17 protein-coding genes are annotated in these 17,414 nt (G+C 32.5%); 3 read left to right on the top strand and 14 right to left on the bottom strand.

Translation table 11 applies throughout. The annotated features are described in order from the left end of the window. Positions 1-86: 86 nt before the first annotated feature. On the bottom strand, positions 87-1,286 hold the full coding sequence (locus PMI10_RS12645; RefSeq protein ID WP_007808470.1) for an ABC transporter permease: 1,200 nt from the start codon (positions 1,284-1,286) through the stop codon (positions 87-89). Between the two features lies 1 nt (position 1,287). After that, positions 1,288-1,680: a 30S ribosome-binding factor RbfA gene (gene rbfA / locus PMI10_RS12640; RefSeq protein ID WP_007808467.1), complete on the bottom strand. Its 393-nt coding sequence runs from the start codon at positions 1,678-1,680 to the stop codon at positions 1,288-1,290. Positions 1,681-2,035: 355 nt separating this feature from the next. On the opposite strand from rbfA, the gene PMI10_RS12635 reads away from it, so the two are divergent. From PMI10_RS12635 to PMI10_RS12625, 3 genes are read left to right on the top strand one after another with little or no spacing between them, the layout of a single operon-like run. Continuing rightward, positions 2,036-3,472, top strand: a complete 1,437-nt coding sequence (locus PMI10_RS12635) for a circularly permuted type 2 ATP-grasp protein (RefSeq protein WP_007808464.1) — start codon at positions 2,036-2,038, stop codon at positions 3,470-3,472. Positions 3,473-3,503: 31 nt separating this feature from the next. After that, complete coding sequence (locus PMI10_RS12630) at positions 3,504-4,445, top strand: alpha-E domain-containing protein (RefSeq protein WP_157489821.1); 942 nt, start codon at positions 3,504-3,506, stop codon at positions 4,443-4,445. Between the two features lie 3 nt (positions 4,446-4,448). Next, positions 4,449-5,402 (top strand): transglutaminase family protein, encoded by a 954-nt coding sequence (locus tag PMI10_RS12625; RefSeq protein WP_007808460.1) that lies wholly within the window; start codon positions 4,449-4,451, stop codon positions 5,400-5,402. 36 nt (positions 5,403-5,438) lie between these two features. On the opposite strand, the gene PMI10_RS12620 is transcribed toward PMI10_RS12625, so the two are convergent. From PMI10_RS12620 to atpE, 12 genes are all read right to left on the bottom strand, one after another. Next, entirely contained in the window at positions 5,439-6,713 is a 1,275-nt protein-coding gene (locus PMI10_RS12620; protein WP_007808459.1) for a murein hydrolase activator EnvC family protein, read from the bottom strand. 23 nt (positions 6,714-6,736) lie between these two features. Then, on the bottom strand, positions 6,737-7,513 hold the full coding sequence (locus PMI10_RS12615) for a DUF4292 domain-containing protein (RefSeq protein WP_007808456.1): 777 nt from the start codon (positions 7,511-7,513) through the stop codon (positions 6,737-6,739). Positions 7,514-7,528: 15 nt separating this feature from the next. After that, positions 7,529-8,878 (bottom strand): tetratricopeptide repeat protein, encoded by a 1,350-nt coding sequence (locus PMI10_RS12610; RefSeq protein ID WP_007808455.1) that lies wholly within the window; start codon positions 8,876-8,878, stop codon positions 7,529-7,531. A gap of 49 nt (positions 8,879-8,927) precedes the next feature. Further along, on the bottom strand, positions 8,928-9,944 hold the full coding sequence (locus PMI10_RS12605; RefSeq protein WP_007808454.1) for a sugar phosphate nucleotidyltransferase: 1,017 nt from the start codon (positions 9,942-9,944) through the stop codon (positions 8,928-8,930). An 83-nt stretch (positions 9,945-10,027) separates the two neighbouring features. Further along, positions 10,028-10,462, bottom strand: a complete 435-nt coding sequence (gene dut / locus PMI10_RS12600; protein WP_007808453.1) for a dUTP diphosphatase — start codon at positions 10,460-10,462, stop codon at positions 10,028-10,030. A gap of 39 nt (positions 10,463-10,501) precedes the next feature. Next, entirely contained in the window at positions 10,502-11,962 is a 1,461-nt protein-coding gene (locus PMI10_RS12595; RefSeq protein WP_007808452.1) for a lipopolysaccharide biosynthesis protein, read from the bottom strand. 97 nt (positions 11,963-12,059) lie between these two features. Further along, positions 12,060-12,506, bottom strand: a complete 447-nt coding sequence (locus tag PMI10_RS12590; RefSeq protein WP_007808451.1) for a GNAT family N-acetyltransferase — start codon at positions 12,504-12,506, stop codon at positions 12,060-12,062. A gap of 953 nt (positions 12,507-13,459) precedes the next feature. Further along, positions 13,460-14,320, bottom strand: coding sequence for an ATP synthase F1 subunit gamma (gene atpG, locus PMI10_RS12585; RefSeq protein WP_007808450.1), 861 nt, complete (start codon positions 14,318-14,320; stop codon positions 13,460-13,462). Positions 14,321-14,411: 91 nt separating this feature from the next. Continuing rightward, positions 14,412-15,989, bottom strand: coding sequence for a F0F1 ATP synthase subunit alpha (atpA, locus tag PMI10_RS12580; protein ID WP_007808449.1), 1,578 nt, complete (start codon positions 15,987-15,989; stop codon positions 14,412-14,414). Positions 15,990-16,027: 38 nt separating this feature from the next. Continuing rightward, on the bottom strand, positions 16,028-16,561 hold the full coding sequence (atpH, locus tag PMI10_RS12575; protein ID WP_007808448.1) for an ATP synthase F1 subunit delta: 534 nt from the start codon (positions 16,559-16,561) through the stop codon (positions 16,028-16,030). Between the two features lie 4 nt (positions 16,562-16,565). After that, a complete protein-coding gene (locus PMI10_RS12570; RefSeq protein WP_007808446.1) occupies positions 16,566-17,066 on the bottom strand; it encodes a F0F1 ATP synthase subunit B in 501 nt (166 codons plus the stop codon). Between the two features lie 124 nt (positions 17,067-17,190). After that, the gene (atpE, locus tag PMI10_RS12565; protein WP_007808444.1) at positions 17,191-17,385 is read right to left on the bottom strand and encodes an ATP synthase F0 subunit C; all 195 of its coding nucleotides are present in this window, start codon (positions 17,383-17,385) and stop codon (positions 17,191-17,193) included. Positions 17,386-17,414: the final 29 nt, after the last annotated feature.

Raw genomic sequence — 17,414 nt, 5'->3', positions numbered from 1 at the left:
AAATAAAATTAGGATTAGGCAGAAACAATCATATTCTTAAAATTTAAGATGGTAAATATAGGAATATTTTTTTTACGAAGAAATAATTAATTTAACAGCTTTTTACTCACTCTGCTGCTGGCAATTAAAGAAGCTATAAAGCCAAGTGAAATAATTGTTCCTAAAACAATCAGAACATTTTCTAAGGTAAAAACAACCGGATATGCTAAAGTCGGTGTAATCATAATCAGCTCATATCGCTGTTGCAAAAGAACCAAAATTATACCCAGAACAAGACCAGCTACACCACCAAAAAAACTTAGCAGAGTTCCCTGAAGCAAGAATATTTTTCGCAGATGTTTGATTTCAGTTCCAAGGTTAAAAAGGGTTTTTAGATTTCCTTTCTTTTCCAAAATCATCATAATCAAAGCACCAATCAAATTAAAAAGGGCCACGATAATCACTAAAGTAAAAATCAGATAAACGGCAATGTTTTCAGTATTAAGCATTTTATACAAAGATGCATTAAGCTGTGCCCTGTTTTTTAAAGTAATTTTATTTTTGAAAATCGTTTCGAGTTTAGATTTAATTAAATTTTCATCTGCATTTTCTTTTAGCTTAAATTCAATTCCTGAAATCTGATTGGATTTATACATCAATAATTCCTGTGTTAAACCCAAATCGGCAAACACATATTTTGAATCTAAATCTTCACTGACAGAATAAATCCCGACAGGCAGGACTTCAGTTTTATTAAATGCTTCCTCAGGATTTTCAATAGCCCCTTTTCCAGGTTTTGGAGCAAATATTTGCAAAGGATTTTCAAAATCCATTATTCCCATTGAGAAATCCTGTGCAATTCCGTAACCGATAACAACTTGGTAACTTTCCGGCTTAAGCCATTGACCGTTAAAAAGTTTTTTCTTGATATCGTTTACAACCGGATAAAGGCTGTCGACCCCTTTTAAATAAGTTACCTGCTGTTTGTCTTTAAACAAAAACAAAACACGTTCTTCAATAATTTTGGTATATGAAGCAACTCCGTCAATTTTTTTAATTTGATTTTCCTGATCCGGTGTAATCAAAAATGATTTTCCGTAGGTACTTGTAAGTTTTAAATCCGGATCAATTTCATTTGTAAAGGAGAGACTGAAGACTTTTAGCCCGCTAAAAACAGACAAAACCACAAACAAAGCCATTGTACCAACAATGATTCCCATGCTGGCAATGAGATTGATAATATTTATCGCATTGTTTTTACTTTTGCTAAAAATATAACGTTTGGCTATGTAAAGGGGGAAATTCAATTTATGATTTTCTTCTTTTTTCTAAAAGATCACGATTCTCAATCGGGTTTTCTCTGTTTGATAAAGCGTTATCAATCTTCTCAATATAATCTAATGAGTCATCAATAAAAAATACCAGATTTGGTACACGACGCAATTGCAAACGTACACGTTGAGACAAGTCGTGTTTAATTAATGTTGTATTAGATTTTATTCCTTCTAAAGTTTCTTTAGCTTTTTCTTGTGGAAAAATGCTTAAATATACTGTTGCCACAGATAAATCTGAAGTAACACTTACTTTGGATACCGAAATCACTAAATTATTAATTCCGTTTTTTCTCACTTCACCTTGCAAAATATCAACCAGATCTTTCTGGATGACACCGCCTATTTTTTTCTGTCTATTTGTTTCCATAATGCAAAAATACTATTTTTAAATTCAATCGTTGCAATTTCATATTCAACAATCAAATGATTTTTATAGGATTAAATACTGTTGCCTTTCAATTTATATTTATTTGATTCTAAATTAAATTCTTTTCTATATTCAAACCATTTAGAAAAATATTTTACGGAATATCAAATTAGAAAAAAACATAGCCTTAAAAAATGTTTTTTTCAAAATAGAAATCTCAAAAAATGAATTTTATATAAATTATAAAATTCACACAAAAAACACAAATAACAAGATTTAAAATTTGTATTTTGGATTAAAAAGCAAATATTTTATATTAAAATATATAAAATTTAGTTTATTTAATAATTAAAATATGGCAAAATTAGCACCAAGTATAAATCATAGTGGTTGGGATGAAATGTTTTCGAATCAGGGAGTACGAGATTCCTATCGTCAGGTTTTTCAAACCTTGCAAAGTCTGAATCATAAAACCCTTACCAATAAACAAAAGCAAGCTTCGGATTTATTCATGAATCAGGGTATAACATTTACTGTTTACAGTGATGATGATAAAGGAATTGAACGAATATTTCCATTTGATATTATTCCGAGAATTATTACACAAAAAGATTGGTTAGAAGTAGAATCAGGAATCAAACAACGTTTGCTGGCTCTGAATTTATTTTTGGAAGATGTTTATAATGATCAGAATATTATAAAAGATGGTATTATTCCGGCTGGGTTAATTGCTTCATGTCCACATTATATTCAGGAAGTCCAAGGAATAAAAGTGCCTCATAATATTCATGTCCATATTGCCGGAATTGATTTAATTCGAGGTGCTAAAGGCGAATTTTATGTGCTTGAAGATAATTTGCGATGTCCAAGCGGTGTAAGTTATATGTTGGAGAATCGCGAAATTACAAAGCGTATTTTCCCCGATATGTTATCCTCAAACCATGTGAGTATGGTAAGCAATTATCCAATGATATTTCATAGCATTTTGATTTCATTATCCCCCAGAAATATTTCAAATCCAAATGTTGTTTTACTTACTCCGGGAGTTTACAATTCAGCTTATTATGAGCATACTTATCTGGCTCGTCAAATGGGAATTCCACTTGTTGAAGGACGGGATTTAGTAGTAAATAACAGTCGTGTTTATATGAAAACAACTTCCGGTTTACAACAAGTTGATGTGATTTACCGTCGTTTAGATGATGAATATCTGGATCCTTTAGTCTTTAAACCTGACAGTGCGCTTGGTGTTCCGGGTTTAATCAGCGCTTACCGACAAGGAAATGTCGCATTGGTTAATGCGGTTGGGAATGGAGTTGCCGATGACAAAGCTATTTATGCATACGTTCCGGATATGATTAAATATTATTTGAACGAAGAACCTATTCTGAAAAATGTTCCTACTTACCGAATGGAAAATTTAGACGAACGTGAAATGGTTTTTGCCAATATGGAAAATATGGTAATAAAAGAGACGAATCAAAGTGGTGGCTACGGAATGATTATGGGCAACAAAGCAACTCAGGAGGAAATAGACAATGCTAAAATTGCGATCACCAAAACACCTCGGAATTTTATAGCGCAGCCTATTATCCAGCTCAGCACGGTTCCGTGTTTAATTGATGGACAACTTAAGTTACGCCACGTAGATTTGCGTCCTTATGCTTTATGCGGGCCAAAAGGAATTCAAATTGTTCCTGGCGGATTGACGCGGGTTGCTTTAACCGAAGGATCTTTGGTGGTAAATTCATCACAGGGCGGCGGAAGTAAAGACACCTGGATAATAAAATAAATAGTAATAATATTCAAAAATGAACGTAAATATGCTTAGTAGAGTTGCAGATGGAATGTTTTGGTTAAACCGATACATGGAAAGAACAGCTGGGATGCTGCTTACCTTAAACACATCTTATATTTTATCTTTTGATAAAGAAATTAATGATTTTCAAGGGTACAAACCACTTTTAGAATATTATACCAATTTATCTCAGGATAAAATTCATGCCATACAATATGATACGACTTATGTTTTGAAGTACATTATTTGTGATAATCAAAACGATAATTCTGTAAAAAATTTGGTGGTAAAAGCCCGTGAAAATGCGAGAGGTTCTCAAGATAAAATTACCAAAGAATTGTGGGAGCACATTAACTCCATGTATCATTATATGAATTCTCCGGACTTACCAAAAAAACTGGAAACATCTGATGCCTTAAATGTAATCACCAAACTCAATAAAGATTTATTGCTTTATAACGGAATCCTGCAGGTTACAATGCCACGAGGTTTAGGCTGGTCTTTTTCGAGCATAGGCAAACATATCGAAAGATGCCTGCAGACCATATCTATGACCCAGGCGTATTTTGCACCTATAAACTACAACCTCGAAGGTGAAGAAGATTTAATATATTGGCGAAGATTATTATTTTCTCTTTCAGGCTATGAACTCTATTTAAAAAGCTACAGCAATATTCCGCACAATCGAAAAGTAGTCCAGCAAATGATTTTTAATAAGGATTTTGCACACTCAGTGATTTATACTCTGGATTTGATAAATACTTATTTGGATAGTCTGATCAAAGACAACGATTTGAGTGAAACCCGTACTTTATTAAATCAGTTTGGACGTTTGAAAAGCTATGTTGCTTACACCGATTATCAGCATTTAACGAATCAGGAATTAGAAGATGTATTAAAAAATACAAAAAATCAGCTTATTCAATTTTCAACAGATTTCTCAAAATTATTCTTTTCTTATACTTAAAATATGGCGGTTTTCAAAATAGTTCACATTACAAAATATCAATACAATTGGCCGATAAAAGAAAGCATTAACGAAATCAGATTGTTTCCACATCATTTTGAAAATCAGGAAGTATTGCAATATCAGCTATTAATTACTCATAATCCCGACGTTGATATTTCTGCAGATTATTACGGAAATCGTATGGGCAATTTCAATGTTTTGGATGCTCATACCGAAATGACGATTGAATCCAGAATGCTCGTTCGCGTTAATCACTCTCTTAAAATTCCGGAGATTGATGCCACTTCCGTGGATGATATTCGGGAAGACAAAGAAAAAAGCATTTTATTATTACGCCTTTGCTATATCGATAATATTGAAAAACAGAACGAAATTGAAAACATTCTGAAAGAAATTAATATCGAAAATAAGTCAATTATTGAAATCGCACAGCAATGCAATGCATATGTTTTCGAGAATTTCACTTACACCAAAGGAATTACCAATATCGAAACTACGGTTGATGAAATTTTGACACTCAAAAAAGGGGTTTGTCAGGATTTTGCTCATATACTATTACAACTTTTGCGTACTGCCGGAATTCCGTCCCGATATGTGAGCGGCTATATTTGCCCTAATGAAAGTGGTTTTCGCGGAGAAGGCGCCACACATGCCTGGGTAGAAATTTATACGCCAACACAAGGGTGGTTAGGTCTGGATCCAACCAATAATATCTGGACAATGGATAATCATGTTCGCCTTTCTGTAGGAAGAAATTTTAGCGATTGTACACCGATAAAAGGAACTTTTAAAGGATTAGCAAGGCAAACACTTTCTGTTTGTGTTTCGATTGGTTATGAAGATGGACGACAATTTGAGGAAATCAATGATGTTAAACTTCAGGAAGTTTCATCACGTATTCAGGAGCAGCTGGATTATATGGATCGTTTGCAGCAACAGCAGCAACAGCAATAATAATAAAAAAGGGAGCCAATTTAGCTCCCTTTATATTTATCTGTTTTGTAACCATCCTTCCGGATTATTATTTGATGTGTTTTGAAGAATCAAAAACTTAATGATTGTTTTTCCTGTGTCGCCACTGGTTCTTACTTTTCCAATACTTTGCTTAACTTTTACTTTGTCACCTTGTTCAACAGATACCGAACTTAGGTTTTGATATACGGTAAAGTAATCTCCATGCTGAATAAAAACAGCTCTGTTTACAGGAGACAATGCTATAACTTTTGACACTACTCCTTCAAATACGGCCCGCGCATTTGCTCCTTGTTCTGTTGTAATCTCTACTCCGGAATTATGAACGGTCAGTGATGGATATAGTGGGTGCGGCTGATCTCCATAGCCTAATGAAATAAATCCTTTTTCTACCGGCCATGGTAATTTTCCTCTGTTTGCCTTAAAATCAGCTGCTAATATTTTACCTTCTGGCGTTAACGCAATCCTATCAGATGAAAAACTTTTAGCTGGTGCCGGTTCACTACTTTCAGTGCTTTTGCCTTCTGCTATTCGTTTTCGTCTTTCTTCTTCTGCTTTTCTATTTGCTTCAGCAATAGCAGCACGAATCAATTGTTTAATTTTCGCATCAATTGCTTTTGATTCCTTCTGTTTCGCTCTTGTATCGGCAATAATTTTATTTTTGTCTTTTTTAATCGAATTAACTAACTTTTGCTGCTCTTTCTTTTCGACTTCTAAGCTTTGTTTTTCTTTTTGATTTTCGGCAATGATTTTTTTCTTCACCTTTCTTTGTCCATCTAATTTAGCATTATAGTCAACTAATTCTGCTGTTTTAGACTGAATTTCTAAACCTTGATTTTTTCTGAAATTGGTATATTGTTTTAAATATTGAGCTCTTTTATAAGCCTGTAAAAAACTTTCTGAAGACAAAATAAACATTGCCCTGCTTTGTTCAGAACGGCTTTTGTATGATTTCAGGATCATTTTGGCATAATCTTCTTTCAATACTGCCAATTCCCTTTTTAACTTATTTACTTTTAATTGATTAATATACATATCATTGCTTAGAAGCTTTTCTTGCTTTGCGGTAGTGTTTATCAATTTTTCTTTTAATTTTATTTTATTGGCCTGAATAAGAAAAACGTTAACAGCAGATTTCTCTTTTTTCTTTACAGATTGAAGCATTTTTTCGTTGTCCCTGATTTCCTGCTGAATCTGAGCTTTTCGCTGTTCAAGTTTTTCTTGTTGCGAATCTTGTGCCCACACAAAAGTTGTGGCACATATAAAAATTAGGCTTAGGAGAAATTTTGGCATTTTTCTATTATCTTTTTGCAAATTTACTTAATTATAATTTTTTTATAGCCACTTGGAACACTATATGGGAAAGAAAGTTCCTCGTTGAACGATATTGTATTGTAATTTAAATTAATATCTGTTCTTCCTTTTGGCTGAATCGCATTAATTTCGATACTTGCCGGAAGTATTCCCTGATCGAAAACTTTATTATCAGAATATTTAATCTCTAACATTCTATTTTCTTCTGTTTGAGATATTTCTTCTTTTTGAAGCAAATATTTTTCAGCGTCCAAAAAGAATGCTTTTTTCAGATTATTATCTTTTCCATCTTCCAGACGAATAAGGTTTTCTACAATTGTTTGTGTATATTTTCCTTTTCTCAAATCATCTAAAGCTTCCCCAACCAATAAATTTTGTACTTTACTGTAATCAAGTTCAGTCCCTAACCATTTACTTAAACTGGTAAAATCCCCTTCATAATAAGTTCCGTTTATTTTCTCATAATAACTTACTGCCGTTGGTGTAATCAAAGCTTTTGCCATTGTGATTCCCAGAAAACGAACACTTACCAAAATTTGCTCATCTTTTTTAATTTTTATTTCGGCAGTAACATTCTGACTCTGTTTTTCATCCACATATCTGGCATTCGCTTTTATGTATAGTGTTGAGAAATTTAATTTATTATCATAATGTTTTTCTATAACCTTATTATCTGTTTTTGCTACAACTTCACTGTTGCTATTTTGTACTGCAACTGCTTTAGACTTACAGGAAATCATAAAGATTGCCATCAATACTACCGCTATATATTTTTTCATCTGAATTTAATCTTTTTATTTTTTATTCTTTAATAATTCATTTGCTTTCAAAAAGTATTCCTCTTTTTTCTTGGCATCCCCTAATCCATTATAAGCCTCTCCTAACTGAATATTAAAATTCGCTTCCAGTTTTATATCGTCAACAACATAATCAAGGCCCATTTCTAAAACGGTTTTTGCATTTTTAAATTGTTGTAGCTGATTATTTCCCAAACCGGCATAATAATAAAATTGTGGCTGACTCGGATAAACTTCAATCATATTCATAGCCCTTTTTGTCATTGGTTCAAATTGCTTCGCTTTCATATAAACTTCAAGTAAAAGCAAATTGGTCTCGCGATCTGTATCCGAATTTGATTTTAAGTCTTTCTCATAATATTTAATCGCATTTTCAAATTGGTTTTTACTATGGTAAAATTTTCCAATTTCTTTTGCGACATCTACCTCTTTATCATTATCAAAATAAGCAATCGCTTTTTCCAGATCAGGAGCGTATTGCGGATTTTTATTCACATAAATCAAAAACTCATTTAGAGTACGATGTTTTATTTTTGAATCAATTTTTGAACTTGACAAAATTACATTCATCGATTTAATAGCTTTGTCTGCCTGGTTTGCATCCAAGTATACTTTAAACAAACTTACCTGACCCCATTCTGAATTTGGAACTTCTTTTGCCAATTGTTTTATAACTTCTAAAGCTTTGTCTGTTTCTTCGGATTTTGAATACAAAAAAATCAGGTTTACATAATTTGATTCTTCTTTCGGATTTTTTTTGATCTGATCAATCAAATTGGAAATCTCTGCATTTTGATATTTTCCCTGTGACAGAATCTGTAATTTATATCTTTCGCGATCTTCTGATTTCCCGAATTTATCATTCATTTCGGTAATAAGGGAAAGTGCCTTATCATACTGATTGGTAATCATGTATAACGAAATCAAATCATCTTTATACTCTTCGTCGAATGGAATAATTTTTTGAATCGTTTCAATCGCCAATGGATAATTTTTGGTTTCATAGCTAACATCATAAATCCCAAGCCAAAACCATTTATTCTTCGGATCTAATTGAGTTGCTTTTTCGAATGAGCTTTGTGCGTTTTGATATTCTTTTAAAGCAAAATAATTTTTCCCCAATTCAAAATATGCTACAGCATCATTTGGTTTAAGCTTTATACATTTTTCTAAGGAAACGATTGCTTTATCATAATTTTCAATTCCTTTTTGCTTTAAAGATTCATAAAAAGAGTCTTTATATTCATCGGTAGTCATAGCAATATCTTCTGGTTCTGTCTGAGCCAAAACCGAAACCGTATTGCCAAGTAACGCAAAAAATAAAATTACTAAAACTCTTTTTTTCATTCCCTTTATAATTTTATTTTATCCCCAGAATCTGCTTAAACTGAATTTTTTATTCTAAAACTGAATAATCACCAATGCTGATGCTTGTAAATTTACCATCGTAACTCACATGATTTCCAATCATTGCATTGTCTAAATTAGCATTTTTAATTTGTGAATAAGTTTGTACCAAGCTGTTTTTAATAGTACTGTCGGTAACATGACATCCTTTTCCTAAAGAAACATTTGGACCAATTGTTGCATTTTTCAACACTACATTTTCTCCAATATAACAAGGAGGAATAATGGTTGCGTTTTCTAATTTCACATCATAATCAACTAAATGTTCTCCGTCATTATGCAAAAATCCCAGCATTCTTGAATTGGTTTCAACAGTAACATTTTTGTTTCCGCAATCCATCCATTCATCAACGCTTCCGGTTTTAAAAACTTTTCCGTTGGCCATCATTGCCTTAATTCCGTCATTAATCTGATATTCTCCACCGTTTTGAATATTATTGTCCAAAACATTTTGAAGTTCTTTTTTCAGATCACCAACTTCCTTAAAATAATATATTCCGATAACGGCTAAATCACTCACAAATTCTTTTGGTTTTTCTACCAATTCTACGATTTCATTATTTGTGTTTAACTTTACTACACCAAAAGCTTCCGGTTCGTCAACCTGTTTTACCCAAATTACCGCATCTGCCGCTGGATCTAATTCAAAATCAGCTCTGATTAAAGTATCAGCATATGCAATTACTGCCGGACCTGATAAAGAATCTTTTGCACACATAATCGCATGACCGGTGCCCAAAGGTAAATCCTGACGATAAATAGATGCTTTTGCACCTAAACTTTGTGCCAGTTCTTGTAAGCTTACCACAAGATCTTCTCCAAAAAAAGCTTCATCTCCTAATATAAATGCAACTTCTTCAACAGGTTCTTTTAATATTTTAGCAATGTCTTCGACTAAACGATGTACAATTGATTTTCCTGCAACTGGAATTAATGGTTTAGGGATGGTTAAAGTATGTGGCCTAAGTCTTGAACCGCGACCTGCCATTGGAACGATTATTTTCATGTTTTTATTGAAAGATTTAAAGATTGATAATTACAAGATTATGGAATCTTTGTAATTATCAATCTTTAAAATTATTAAATTTTTTATTTTACTCCTGTGCTTCCAAAACCGCCTTCACCTCTGGTTGTTTCAGAAAGTGCTGATACTTCTATCCATTCGGCTCTTTCGTGTTTGGCAATAATTAATTGTGCAATTCGTTCTCCGTTTTCAATAACAAAGGCTTCATTTGATAAATTTACTAAAATTACACCTATTTCTCCTCTATAATCGGCATCAACAGTTCCTGGAGAATTTAAAACCGTAATTCCTTTTTTAGCAGCTAAACCGCTTCTCGGCCGAACCTGTGCTTCGAAACCAATTGGTAATTCAATAAAAAGTCCCGTTTTTACAATGATTCTTTCTAATGGTTTTAGGGTTATTGATTCGGTTAAATTTGCACGTAAATCCATTCCTGCCGAAGCAATTGTTTCGTAGTTTGGTAAATCGTGCTGAGATTTATTGATAATTTGTATTTTCATTTTAATTTAAAAAGATAAAAAAGTAAAATTGAATTTAGATTACTTTCTATTCATAATTCCTTTGATTGTGTCTTTTTCGTTATGATAAACAAAATAAACGAAAGCTAAAAATAACGGAATTCCAACAAAATAATTTTCTCTGAATCCATAAAAAGAGATAGCCGAAAATATAATTGAAATTCCTAAATAAGCGCCAATTTTATTCATATCATAAGGTATTGGATAGTATTTATTTCCTAAAGTATACGAGATTAACATCATGCTTCCATAAGCTGAAATAGTAGCAATTGCTGATCCGTAATAACTGTATTTTGGAATTAATAAATAATTTAAAACCAAAGTTACAATAGCACCAACAATAGAGATGTAAGCTCCTATTTTTGTTTTATCTGTCAATTTATACCAAACCGATAAATTATTGTAGATCCCTAAAAAGAAATTAGCCAAAATAATTAACGGTACTACTTTCATAGCTTCCCAATATGATCTATTCTCAAGCAGAAGTAATTTTAAAATATCAGCAAAAACAATCACGCCTAATAAAATAAGTGATCCTAAAATCACAAAATATTTAGTAATAACAGCATACGTTTGTGGTGCATTTTCATTTTTTGCATGACTGAAAAAGAAAGGTTCAATTCCAAGTCTGAAAGCTGTTGCAAACAAAACCATAAACAACCCTAATTTGTAACAAGCAGAATAAGCTCCCACTTCTGATTTTGCGATATTTTCAGGCAATAAGTATCCCAGTAAAATTTTATCAAAATGTTCGTTAACGGCAAATGCAATTCCGGCAACCAAAATTGGCAGACCATATTTCATCATCTTTTTCCAAAGTACAGGGTCAAACTTTCTTCCAAGCGAAAGATAATTTGGGGAAAGAACAACAAACGTGGCTAAACTTGCCAATAAATTAGCAATGAAAATATAAGCAATCTGAAAATTCTCAACGTATAAATTATCCCAAACAGAATTAGGGTTTGCCGCTGCAATTTTTGGCAAAAAGATTAAAAAGAAAATATTAAGAAGAAGATTTATTATAACATTTCCAATTTTTATTGCCGCATAAACCATTGGTCTCTGATTGGCTCTTAATTTAGAAAAAGGGACTAAAACCAATGCATCCAAAACTAATATCCAAATCGAATAAGTTATATACTGTACATCAACTTCGGCCCAATTGGCCAATGTGTTCCTAAAAAGTAATGCTGCAAACAAAAATCCTATAGACGACCAAAATATAGATATTGTAGATGTGGCAATTACATTTTTCTTGTCATCTTCGGCACTGTAAAATCTAAAAAAAGCAGTTTCCATTCCGTAAGAAAGTATTACGTTAAAGAAAACCATCCATGACAAAACGATCGAAACTTCACCATATTCTGCAGTTGGTAAAATACCTGTGTATAATCTAACCAATAAAAAACTTAGCATTCGGGGTAATACTGTTGCTAATCCGTAAATGGCTGTCTGTTTGAATAGATTTTTATATAATCCCAAAATAATTTAGTAATAAAGTTTTCAAAAAACAAAAATAACCAATTCTTTGGTTTATTATCGTTTTTATTAATTCAATAAAAAGAAACTTTATCTAATTTTAGTGTGTTAACTTTTTTTCATCCAAAATTTTCACAAAATGAAATCCTCGCGGTCCATAACCCTGATTATAATAAAAACGATGTGCTGCAAAATTCTCTGTATAAGCATCTAAAACAATACTGCTGCAATCCAGATCTAATGCTTTTTGTTCGATATATTCTGTCAGCATCTTTCCTATTCCTTTAGACCGATGTTCCGGGTGTACAACAAAATTATCAATTTCAAGATATTTACCTGTCCATAATTTGGTTGCTGACCAACAACCGGTAATTCCTAAACAAACATCATTTTCAAAAACAGCTATCTGAGTATAATTATGAGGAATCATTTCTGATAAATAATTTTCATATTTTTCAGCCGAAAGATTGGGATAAAGAAATCTTATTGTATCAATTTCAATCAGCATTTCTTTAATAGTTGTCAATTCTGTTATTTTTAAGTCCATTTTGTCTAAAGCAATAATTTAGTCAAAAATACTTATCTTTTAATTTTCAAGCACTATTTCAATCAAACTATAACATTATAATTGTGTAATAAATAATAAAAATTATATAACTTTTTAAAAATTTATCTATTATATATTTGTAATACAAGCTTTTACAAAACAAAACCTTTTTTTGAAAAATAAATTAAAAATCACTAAATGTGGGTATTGTGGCTTTCATAATATAATCGAATATTTGTAATATATAAATGGATAATTTCTTTTATAAAAAAATTGTAATAAATTCAGGGATTGATTCAGCTAAAAAGTAACCCTTAAAAAAACAAAGCACTGGGACTGATAAAGCTAGTTTGTTCCCATAAAAAACAAAGCAAGGGATTGATCAGCTGTAGGTAACCCTTAAAAAACAGAGCAAGGAAAATTTAGCTAGGTGTACCATAAAACAAAGCAAGGGATTAACAAGCTGTAGTAACCCTCAAAAAACAGAGCAAGGAAAATTTAGCTAATTGTACCATAAAACAAAGCAAGGGAGTGATTCAGCTGTAGTAACCCTCAAAAAAACAGAGCACTGGGACTAATAAAGCTAGTTTGTTCCCATAAAAAACAAAGCAAAGGGATTGATTCAGCTGCAGTAACCCTCAAAAAAACAGAGCCGGGAAAATTTAGCTATTTGTACCCTAAAACAAAGCAAGGGAGTGATCGAGCTGTAGCAACCCTTATAAATAAAAAGAGCATTGGGATTATAAAGCTAATTTGTTCCCATAAAAACAAAGCAAAACGGAATTAGAAATAATATCCGTTAAAACGAATGTGTAAAATGGAATTGATTCTTGGGAAAACAATTTCTCAGGAATCACCATTTTAACATTAAATCCAATATTATAACTGAAATTTATATAAAATAAAAGAGCCGACATAAATTATGTCGGCTCTTTTTGTCTTTATCTCAAATATTATCCGTTCAAAGCTTCTGCTCCACCAACAATCTCTAAGATTTCGTTAGTAATAGCTGCCTGACGTGCTTTATTGTAAGTCAATTTTAATTGGTTTCTCAATTCAGTAGCGTTGTCAGTTGCTTTATGCATTGCTGTCATACGCGCTCCATGTTCTGAAGCAAATGAGTCACGAATACCTTTGTATAATTGAGTTTTTAATGATTTAGGAATCAATGTCAACACAATTTCTTCTTTAGAAGGTTCAAAAATATAATCACCAGTAGAAACCGGCGTATCAGATTTAATTGGAGCCAAAGGTAAAAATTGTTCTGTTTGAACGATTTGAGTAGCTGCGTTTTTAAACTGATTGTAAATCAATTCAATTCTGTCGTATTCGCCTGATAAGAATTTTTCAGTCAAATTATCCGCAATTCCTGCAACATTTTCAAAAGTCAAATGATCAAAAATTGAATTATGATGACCGTGAACTTTATGCGTTTTGGCTAAAACATCATTTCCTTTTTTCCCAATTGGAAAAACATCAACTTGTTTTCCAGCGTAAAACTGAGTACGGTTTTTAATTTCTTTAATAACATTTGAATTGAATGCACCACATAAACCTCTGTTCGAAGTTATAGCAACAAGCAATACTTTTTTTACTTCACGTTGTGTTGTGTAATCACCACCTACTTCACCTTCAAGTGTAGCAGAAAGATTTTGTAACAACTCCGTTAATTTCTCGGCATAAGGACGCATTGCAGTGATTGCATCTTGTGCTTTCTTAAGCTTTGCAGCAGAAACCATTTTCATAGCCGATGTAATCTGCATCGTCGATGAAACGGAAGTAATTCTATTACGGATTTCCTTTAAATTTGCCATCTTTTCTAATTAGAAAATTTGATAATTAGTCAATTAGATAATTGAAAAAATCTTAAGATATCTTCAATTACCTAATTATCTAATTGTCTTATTAGTTATATTTTGCTGAAATTTCTTTTGCTGCTTTTTCGATAACATCAGTAATGTTATCATCTAACTTGCCAATTTTCAATGCATTAAGTGTATCTTTATGCTTGCTGTTTAAGTATGCCAAGAAATCTGCTTCGAATTCTTTTACTTTATTTACAGGAACGTTTTTTAATAAGTTTTTAGAACCTGCATAAATAATAGCTACTTGATTTTCTACTGTATAAGGATCATTCAAACCTTGTTTCAAGATTTCAACGTTTCTTTTTCCTTTTTCAATTACGTTTAAAGTAACAGAATCCAGGTCAGAACCAAATTTAGCGAAAGCTTCTAATTCACGGAATTGAGCCTGATCTAATTTTAAAGTTCCGGAAACTTTTTTCATTGATTTAATTTGAGCATTACCTCCAACACGAGATACAGATATACCTACGTTGATAGCAGGACGAACTCCAGAGTTAAACAAATCTCCATCAAGGAAAATCTGACCATCTGTAATCGAAATTACGTTTGTTGGGATATATGCAGAAACGTCTCCTGCCTGAGTTTCGATAATTGGCAATGCAGTTAATGAACCGCCACCTTTTACGATAGACTTGATAGAATCTGGTAAATCATTCATGTTTTTAGCAATTCCATCATCAGCAATTACTTTACAAGCACGCTCTAGTAAACGAGAGTGTAAGTAGAAAACGTCTCCAGGATATGCCTCACGTCCCGGTGGTCTTCTTAATAAAAGAGAAACCTCACGGTAAGCAACAGCTTGTTTAGATAAATCATCATAAACAATAAGTGCCGGACGGCCAGAATCTCTAAAGTATTCTCCAATTGCAGCACCTGCGAAAGGAGCATAAACTTGCATTGGAGCCGGGTCAGAAGCATTAGCGGCAACAATAACTGTATAAGCCATTGCACCTTTTTCTTCTAACATTTTAGCGATTCCTGCTACAGTTGAAGCTTTTTGCCCAATTGCAACATATATACAGAATACAGGTTTTCCTGCATCATAAAATTCTTTTTGATTTAAGATTGTATCGATACAAACAGTTGATTTACCTGTTTGACGGTCACCAATTACAAGCTCACGTTGTCCACGACCAACCGGGATCATAGCATCAACTGCTTTTACTCCTGTTTGTAATGGCTCAGTTACTGGCTGACGGAAGATAACACCAGGTGCTTTTCTTTCTAAAGGCATTTCGTATAAGTCTCCTCCTATTGGGCCTTTTCCATCAATTGGAAAACCAAGAGTGTTTACTACACGTCCTACCATTTGCTCACCTACTTTAAGAGAAGCGATACGTTGTGTTCTTTTTGCTGTTGATCCTTCTTTGATTCCTGTTGATGGTCCTAAAAGTACTACACCAACATTATCTTCTTCAAGGTTTAATACAATCGCTTCAAGTCCGTTATCAAATTCAACTAACTCTCCATATTGTACGTTAGATAGCCCATAAACACGAGCAATACCATCTCCAACTTGAAGTACTGTTCCTACTTCTTCTAGCGTAGCACCAGATTCAAAACCTTCTACTTGCTTTCTTAATATTGCTGAAATTTCAGCAGGTTTGATTTCCGCCATCTTAATTTATAATTTAGACACTTTTATGTGTGATAAAACTAATTACTTAACTCTCTTTTTAATATTTGTAATCTGTTTGCAACAGAAGCATTGTATTGCTTATCGCCTATTCTCAAAATAAACCCTCCAATAATTGAAGCGTCTACTATATTCTCTATCGTTATTTTCTTATCTGACAAAGTCGCAATTTTAGCCAAAACTTTAGCCTCTAAAGCAGCATCCATTGGGATTGCTGTCGTAACTTTTGCTACTTCAATTCCATTACCTTCATCAAATACTTTACTGTATTCTACTGCAATTGCATCTAGAATTTCGAATCTTTTGTTTTCGAATAATAAATGAAATAAACCTTTGGTTACACCATTTATATTTGCAAAAACTTCTAAAAGAGCACTTTCTTTAACCTCAACTTTTGTAGTTGGATTTTGAATAAAAGCACTTAATTCTGCATTTGCACTGATTGTTGAAGCAATCGATTTCATATCGTTATTTACTGCTTCGGCAACACCTTTAGAGTTTGCTAAGTCCAGAATTGCTTTTGCATAACGAATTGCTGCTCTTGTACTTGCCATAATTTTAATTTAACTTTACGTCACCTAACATTTTCTCAACCAATTTAGTTTGAGCTTCTTTGTTAGATAATTCCTCTTTCAATAATTTCTCTGCAATGCTTAATGATAAAGTAGAAACTTGTGATTTCAATTCAGCCATAGCTGCATTTTTTTCACTTTCGATAGCCGCTTTAGCTTGCTCGATCATTTTTTGACCTTGTGCTTGTGCTTCGTTTTTAGAATCAGTAATCATTTTCTCTTTCATCTCACGTGCTTCTTTTAGCATCGCGTCACGCTCAGCACGTGCTTCATTCAGAATTCTTTGATTGTCTGCTTGTAAATTTTGCATTTCCTGTCTTGCATTTTCAGCAGAAAGCAAAGCATTTTTAATTCCTTCTTCTCTCTCATTTACTGCATCAAGAATAGGTTTCCAAGCGAATTTTTTTAATAAAAATATTAATCCAACAAATATTAATATTTGCCAAAAGAACAATCCGAATTCAAACTGATTTATTAACTTATCCATTATATATAATTATAAATTTTAAATTATGCTTTTTTAAAATTGCTTATAAAAATGCAATTTTTAATGTTTTAATTTTAAAACAATAGTTACAACCAACCGTTGTAACTATGTTTTTGTGTTTTAATTAAGATGCGAATAACGCAGCGAAACCAATACCTTCAATAAGTGCAGCAGCAATAAGCATAGCCGTTTGGATTTTTCCTGAAGCTTCTGGTTGACGAGCAATAGCGTCCATTGCTGAACCACCAATTCTACCAATACCTAAACCTGCTCCGATAACGATTAAACCTGCACCAATAATGTTTGGAATAGTTGTCATAATAAATATGTATTAAAAATTAAAAAATT

Source organism: Flavobacterium sp. CF136 (assembly GCF_000282055.1).
Lineage (GTDB): Bacteria > Bacteroidota > Bacteroidia > Flavobacteriales > Flavobacteriaceae > Flavobacterium.
Note: the sequence above shows the minus strand (reverse complement) of the source record. Positions and strands in the feature narration are given on the sequence as shown.